The sequence below is a fragment of the Niabella aurantiaca DSM 17617 genome (assembly GCF_000374125.1).
Taxonomy (GTDB): Bacteria; Bacteroidota; Bacteroidia; order Chitinophagales; family Chitinophagaceae; genus Niabella; species Niabella aurantiaca.
Window position 1 is genome coordinate 532583 of the sequence record NZ_KB893637.1, and the last position, 7166, is coordinate 539748.

2 protein-coding genes, 2 tRNA genes and 3 rRNA genes are annotated in these 7166 nt (G+C 47.5%); 5 read left to right on the plus strand and 2 right to left on the minus strand.

Annotated features, from left to right (window positions below):
* Positions 1-20 precede the first annotated feature (20 nt).
* Positions 21-446, minus strand: coding sequence for an SgcJ/EcaC family oxidoreductase (locus B160_RS29330; RefSeq protein WP_018628936.1), 426 nt, complete (start codon positions 444-446; stop codon positions 21-23).
* 234 nt (positions 447-680) lie between these two features.
* Positions 681-1307 (minus strand): GrpB family protein, encoded by a 627-nt coding sequence (locus tag B160_RS0115950; protein WP_211218084.1) that lies wholly within the window; start codon positions 1305-1307, stop codon positions 681-683.
* 536 nt (positions 1308-1843) lie between these two features.
* Between B160_RS0115950 and B160_RS0115955 the strand changes: the two genes are divergently transcribed.
* The 5 genes from B160_RS0115955 to rrf all read left to right on the plus strand — a co-directional run bounded on the left by B160_RS0115955 (position 1844) and on the right by rrf (position 7123).
* Positions 1844-3369, plus strand: a 16S ribosomal RNA gene (locus tag B160_RS0115955).
* Between the two features lie 158 nt (positions 3370-3527).
* Positions 3528-3602, plus strand: a tRNA-Ile gene (locus B160_RS0115960).
* 32 nt (positions 3603-3634) lie between these two features.
* Positions 3635-3708, plus strand: a tRNA-Ala gene (locus B160_RS0115965).
* Positions 3709-4085: 377 nt separating this feature from the next.
* Positions 4086-6884 (plus strand): 23S ribosomal RNA (locus tag B160_RS0115970).
* A gap of 127 nt (positions 6885-7011) precedes the next feature.
* Positions 7012-7123, plus strand: a 5S ribosomal RNA gene (gene rrf, locus B160_RS0115975).
* The 16S, 23S and 5S rRNA genes sit together here with 2 tRNA genes alongside, the layout of an rRNA operon.
* The last annotated feature ends 43 nt before the right edge of the window (positions 7124-7166 follow it).

The window sequence follows — 7166 nt, forward strand, 5'->3', positions numbered from 1 at the left end:
TTCGTGATCTTTAAGGAGCGCTATTTTGCCAGCAGCCGTTGCAGGAACCCGGTTCCCCGTATCCGGCTGTTTTGGAAAGAAGCAATTTTCCAGTCGCCGTTCTGCTGACGGATGAATACCGTGGTGTTGATCGAGCGCCTGCTTTTGGGTAGTTGTTTTTGCCAGCGGAATTTTATCCCGCCGGTAGCAATGACAACGGCGGTGCCGGGTCCCCGGAATTTGATTTGCACGGAGGCGGTCTCTAATGTGGCTCCCCGGAATATTTTTAACCCGGACAATTGCAGGTGTGTGTGAAAGTTTTCCTCGATGCCTTTGAGGTGCTTCCCGTTGAAAGTGATATAATCACAGTCTTCCATAAAGAGCTCCTCAAACAATGCGCGGGGCGGGTTTTGAAACATGGCGCCCATTTTTTCCATCTTTGCGTTGATGATCTGTTCGTCGGTCATATTTTTTATACAAACCTATGCAGCGCTTCAGAAGGGGAGAAGCTGTTTCCGATAAGTGAACGGTGAATACGGCCGGCGGGCAACATCGGCCGGTGAACGTACTTTTTCCCGGAGCATTTCCGGTCGGAGAGGCATTGATCCGGTAATATGGGGGCGGTGTATTTCCGTTGTTGGTGTTGAGGCTTCTTTTGGTGGCCCGGGGGCCGGCAGGGGGAATGCAAAAGGGAGTGCCTGTCAGAAAGCAGGGGTGCTGCGGCTGTGGTACCAGTTTACCGCTTTGGATTCTTCTGTTTTCAGAAAAGCACCTTTTGCTTTATTGTACGCATTGCCATCTTCCCATTCGCGGGTGCTCAGCTTTTCCTTTAACCGCTGGTAGTCGGTCTTTACCTGCAGGTGCGCGCGGAGGTAATCCCTGAAGGCAATATGTCTGGTCCAGTGTTTGGAAGAAAGCGGCAATACATGAATATGCGCCTGCCGGTAGGTTGGGGCTGTCAGCGCCGGCGGAATAAGGTCTTCCTTCCTGATGTGCAGCGGAAGCGATAAACTTTGCGGGCTTACGCTCAGCTTTACAAAAAAGCGGCGATAGGGCATCTCCATATTGTATTTTTCATAATAGATGTATCCGGCACGCATCATCGGCTGTGGGATCCAGTCAAGATCTTTCTCTGTTTTTATACCGGCCAGTATATCGATTATGGGTTTTGCTGCCAATCCTGTTACTGATGTACTGCCGATATGCTCGATCACCGGACCGGCCGGTTTCAGCAGGGGCAGGAGTTCTTTTTTGAAGGCTTCAAATTGTTTACTCCACTCCGGGTTGTACGGTTCAATGGTAACCTTCATGTCATTCTTGTGTATCACCAAAGGTAGCCGTTCTTTAAAGAAGGTACCGCATTGGACGGTTGCTTAAGGGGCATGTTTAAAAAAATGCAGAAATAAATTTGTTGATATCAAAATAGTCATTATCTTTGCAATCCCAAATCAAACGGTAGGTTAAAATATACCAGCAAGTTCTTCAAATACAGATAGTTAGGATAAAAGAAATAAAAAAGTAATTAAAAATTATTTTGGTGGTTTCACAGAAGTTTTTATCTTTGCAACCCCGAAACGGAGGGTATGAGGAGGATGGGGTTGATGCGGGGATGGAGTTCTTTTAGGAGGTACAGCGTAGAGGCGCGCAGCTGGTTCAAATCCGGCGGTATTTACAAGGTCACGGAAGTCATTCTTTAGGGGGTGATGGAAGTGGTAAGATCTTTGAAAGTTTGGAAGCAATAGCACAATTCAGTCACATTCAATTGTGACAACGAAAGGTAAGTCAAAAAGCAAATAACATTTAGATTTTTGACACGTTAATTTTTCTCTTGAGAATTTTTAATAGTCAGTAGTCAAACTCATTTACAACGGAGAGTTTGATCCTGGCTCAGGATGAACGCTAGCGGCAGGCTTAATACATGCAAGTCGTGGGGTAGAGAGGTGCTTGCACTTCTTGAGACCGGCAAACGGGTGAGGAACACGTACACAACCTTCCTTTTAGTGGAGCATAGCCCAGGGAAACTTGGATTAATTCTCCGTAAGATGTTGAAGAGGCATCTCTTTGATATTATAGCAGTGATGCGCTAGAAGACGGGTGTGCGTATGATTAGGTAGTTGGAGGGGTAACGGCCCACCAAGCCAACGATCATTAACTGGTGTGAGAGCACGACCAGTCACACGGGCACTGAGACACGGGCCCGACTCCTACGGGAGGCAGCAGTAAGGAATATTGGTCAATGGAGGCAACTCTGAACCAGCCATGCCGCGTGGAGGATGAAGGTCCTCTGGATTGTAAACTTCTTTTATCTGGGACGAAAAAAGGGAATTCTTTCTCGTCTGACGGTACCAGATGAATAAGCACCGGCTAACTCCGTGCCAGCAGCCGCGGTAATACGGAGGGTGCAAGCGTTATCCGGATTTACTGGGTTTAAAGGGAGCGTAGGTGGGCTAGTAAGTCAGTGGTGAAATCTCCGAGCTTAACTTGGAAACTGCCATTGATACTATTGGTCTTGAATATTGTGGAGGTTAGCGGAATATGTCATGTAGCGGTGAAATGCATAGATATGACATAGAACACCAATTGCGAAGGCAGCTGGCTACACATATATTGACACTGAGGCTCGAAAGCGTGGGGATCAAACAGGATTAGATACCCTGGTAGTCCACGCCCTAAACTATGGATACTCGACATTTGTGATACACAATAAGTGTCTGAGCGAAAGCATTAAGTATCCCACCTGGGAAGTACGATCGCAAGATTGAAACTCAAAGGAATTGGCGGGGGTCCGCACAAGCGGTGGAGCATGTGGTTTAATTCGATGATACGCGAGGAACCTTACCTGGGCTAGAATGCGAGTGCCGAACCATGAAAGTGGTTTTTCTAGCAATAGACACAAAGCAAGGTGCTGCATGGCTGTCGTCAGCTCGTGCCGTGAGGTGTTGGGTTAAGTCCCGCAACGAGCGCAACCCCCATCACTAGTTGCCATCAGGTAACGCTGGGAACTCTAGTGAAACTGCCGTCGTAAGACGCGAGGAAGGAGGGGATGATGTCAAGTCATCATGGCCTTTATGCCCAGGGCTACACACGTGCTACAATGGGGAGGACAAAGGGTTGCGACATAGCGATATGAAGCTAATCCCAAAAACCTCTTCTCAGTTCGGATCGCAGTCTGCAACTCGACTGCGTGAAGCTGGAATCGCTAGTAATCGTATATCAGCAATGATACGGTGAATACGTTCCCGGACCTTGCACACACCGCCCGTCAAGCCATGAAAGCCGGGTGTACCTGAAGTCGGTAACCGCAAGGAGCTGCCTAGGGTAAAACTGGTAATTGGGGCTAAGTCGTAACAAGGTAGCCGTATCGGAAGGTGCGGCTGGAATACCTCCTTTTTAGAGCTATGTACGGGTTGAATATTTTCAACCCCAGATTTACCGTGCTGTTGTTTCCTATTCTTTCAAATTTATTTAGCGTTCTTTTAAATAAAAGACAAGCCCGAGGGTTAACGGAGGCAATCATCTCGAGGCCCCTTTAGGGGTTTGGGGTATAGAGATCCGTAGCTCAGCCTGGTTAGAGCACTACACTGATAATGTAGGGGTCACCAGTTCAAATCTGGTCGGGTCTACTTTACAAGCTGATAGCTATCAGCCTTTAGATGGGGGGTTAGCTCAGTTGGCTAGAGCATCTGCCTTGCACGCAGAGGGTCATCGGTTCGACTCCGATATCCTCCACAAGTCAAATTTGAGGATGAATAATTTGAGGATTTGAAAAAAAAGAGTTCTTTTAAGATGAGATAAAGCCTGAGAGGCTCCGATGGTTCGAAACCATTTTATCTGCAAAAGTCGAATGAGGTTTGAGGTATATGATTTAGGTTGTGTAGTTTCAGATTTTCATGAAGACCAAGTTCTTTGACATATTGGAAAAAAATAAACTGTTAGGAGAGTACCTAACAGCCCGACGCGAGTCGGGTTCGATCACAATTTTTGAAACATCACACTATAATTATTATGGTTGGTCTGAAGAAATGTGGTCGGGTAACAATCTACAATTAAACTAAAAAATAAGTCCAAGCGGGAGCTTGGCCTCATTAAAGAAGTTTACGAACTTTTTTAAAGCAATTAAGGGCGTATGGTGGATGCCTAGGGTCTGAGAGGCGATGAAGGACGTGGTAAGCTGCGATAAGCCAGGGGGAACTGCACACAAGTATTAAATCCCTGGATTTCCGAATGGGACAACCTAATATACTGAAGGTATATTACTCGAAAGAGAGCCAACCCGGAGAACTGAAACATCTAAGTACCCGGAGGAAAAGAAAATAAGACAATGATTCCCTAAGTAGTGGCGAGCGAACAGGGAAGAGCCTAAACCAGCTTCGCGTGCGGAGCTGGGGTTGTAGGACTACTTTTAGAAAGCGTTATCAAGCAGAATTTTCTGGAAAGTTAAGCCAAAGCGGGTGATAGCCCCGTAAGCGGAAATTAACGTGGACGTGTAGTATCCTGAGTAGGGCGGGACCGGAGGAATCCTGCTTGAATCTGCCAGCACCATCTGGTAAGGCTAAATACTCCTCAGACACCGATAGTGAACCAGTACCGTAAGGGAAAGGTGAAAAGCACCCTGAATAAGGGAGTGAAATAGTACCTGAAACCGTACGCCTACAAGCGGTCGGAGCATCTTTATGGTGTGACGGCGTGCCTTTTGCATAATGAGCCTACGAGTTACTCCTCACTGGCGAGGTTAAGTTTTTGAAAACGGAGCCGTAGCGAAAGCGAGTCCGAACAGGGCGCTTAGTCAGTGGGGGTAGACGCGAAACTTTGTGATCTATCCATGGGCAGGTTGAAGGTGTGGTAACACACACTGGAGGACCGAACCCGTTGACGTTGAAAAGTCTTGGGATGACCTGTGGATAGGGGTGAAAGGCCAATCAAACTGAGAGATAGCTCGTTCTCCCCGAAATGTTTTTAGGAACAGCCTCGGATTTTAGAAGTGTACTAGAGGTAGAGCTACTGATTGGGCTAGGGGGCTTCACCGCCTACCAAACCCTGACAAACTCCGAATGCTAGTACATATCTCCGGGAGTGAGGCTGTGGGCGCTAAGGTCCATGGCCGAGAGGGAAATAACCCAGAATAGCAGCTAAGGTCCCCAATACATGGTTAAGTTAGACAAACGATGTAGAGTTTCTATAACAGCCAGGATGTTTGCTTGGAAGCAGCAATTCATTTAAAGAGTGCGTAACAGCTCACTGGTCGAGAGACTCTGCGCGGAAAATAATCGGGTATTAAACCATGAACCGAAGCTCTATGATCGCCCTTTGAGGGCTGATCGGTAGGGGAGCATTGAAACGGCATCGAAGGTGTACGGCGACGTATGCTGGAGCGGTTTCAAAAGAAAATGTAGGCATAAGTAACGATAAATAAGGTGAAAAACCTTATCGCCGAAAGTCTAAGGGTTCCTGATCAACGTTAATCGGATCAGGGTTAGCCCGGTCCTTAGTCAAACCCGAAAGGGGTAGACGATGGAAAGCAGGTTAATATTCCTGCGCCTGCTATACAATAAAAGTGACGGAGCATGTTAGCTGCCTAGTCTGACGGATTAGACGAGTGGAACCTTCGGGTGAAGCGCAGCAGTGAGAGTGCTTCCAAGAAAAGCGAGTATAGCAGCCGGTACCGCAAACCGACACAGGTAGACGGGATGAGTATTCTAAGGCGCTCGGGTGAGCCGTGGAGAAGGAACTAGGCAAATTGATGCTGTAACTTCGGGATAAAGCATACCACAGCGATGTGGTCTCAGTAAAATGGTTCAACCAACTGTTTAACAAAAACATAGGGCCCTGCAAAATCGAAAGATGACGTATAGAGCCTGATACCTGCCCGGTGCTGGAAGGTTAAGGAAGGATGTTCGGAGTAATCCAAAGCTTCTGACTGAAGCCCCAGTAAACGGCGGCCGTAACTATAACGGTCCTAAGGTAGCGAAATTCCTTGTCGGGTAAGTTCCGACCTGCACGAATGGTCTAATGAGTTGAACGCTGTCTCCTCCACGAGCCCGGTGAAATTGTAGTATCGGTGAAGATGCCGGTTACCCGCCACGGGACGGAAAGACCCCGTGAACCTTCACTACAACTTTGCATTGATTTTGAATTACGGATGTGTAGTATAGTTGGGACGCTATGAAGCTTTGCCGCCAGGTAGGGTGGAGCGGTCGTTGAAATACCAACCTTCTTTGATTTAGAATCTAATCCCTAGCGGGACACAGTGCATGGTGGGTAGTTTGACTGGGGTGGTCGCCTCCTAAAGAGTAACGGAGGCTTGCAAAGGTTCCCTCAGTACGGTTGGTAATCGTACGCAGAGCGCATTAGTAAAAGGGAGCTTGACTGTGAGGCAAACAGGCCGAGCAGGGACGAAAGTCGGCTAAAGTGATCCGGCGGTTCTGTATGGAAGGGCCGTCGCTCAAAGGATAAAAGGTACTCCGGGGATAACAGGCTGATCTCCCCCAAGAGCTCATATCGACGGGGAGGTTTGGCACCTCGATGTCGGTTCGTCACATCCTGGGGCTGGAGAAGGTCCCAAGGGTTCGGCTGTTCGCCGATTAAAGTGGCACGTGAACTGGGTTCAGAACGTCGCAAGACAGTTCGGTCCCTATCTGTGGTGGGCGTTAGTAAATTGCGAGGACATGACCTTAGTACGAGAGGACCGGGTCGTACGTGCCGCTGGTGTATCTGTTGTGCCGCCAGGTGCAATGCAGAGTAGCTAAGCACGGACAGGATAAACGCTGAAAGCATCTAAGCGTGAAACCTGCCTCAAGATGAGTTTACTTTTAAGGGCCGTCAGAGACTATGACGTTGATAGGCTACAGGTGTAAAGGTGGTAACATCAAAGCCGAGTAGTACTAATTGCCCGTAAGCTTTAATTTTTTTATTAGATCTCTTCTGACAGTTTTTTCCAATATGTTAATCTTATTAGATGTTAGATATTAGACGATAGATGTTAGACATTTTAGTGCTGCATTTTTAGTTTAGTGTTTTACATTTTTAATTTTTTATGGTGGTTATACCAAGGGTGTTCACCTCTTCCCATACCGAACAGAGAAGTTAAGCCCCTTATGGCCGATGGTACTGCACCACAATGCGGGAGAGTAGGTAGCTGCCATTCTTATTGAACCCTTCAGTTTTACTGGAGGGTTTTTTTATGCCTG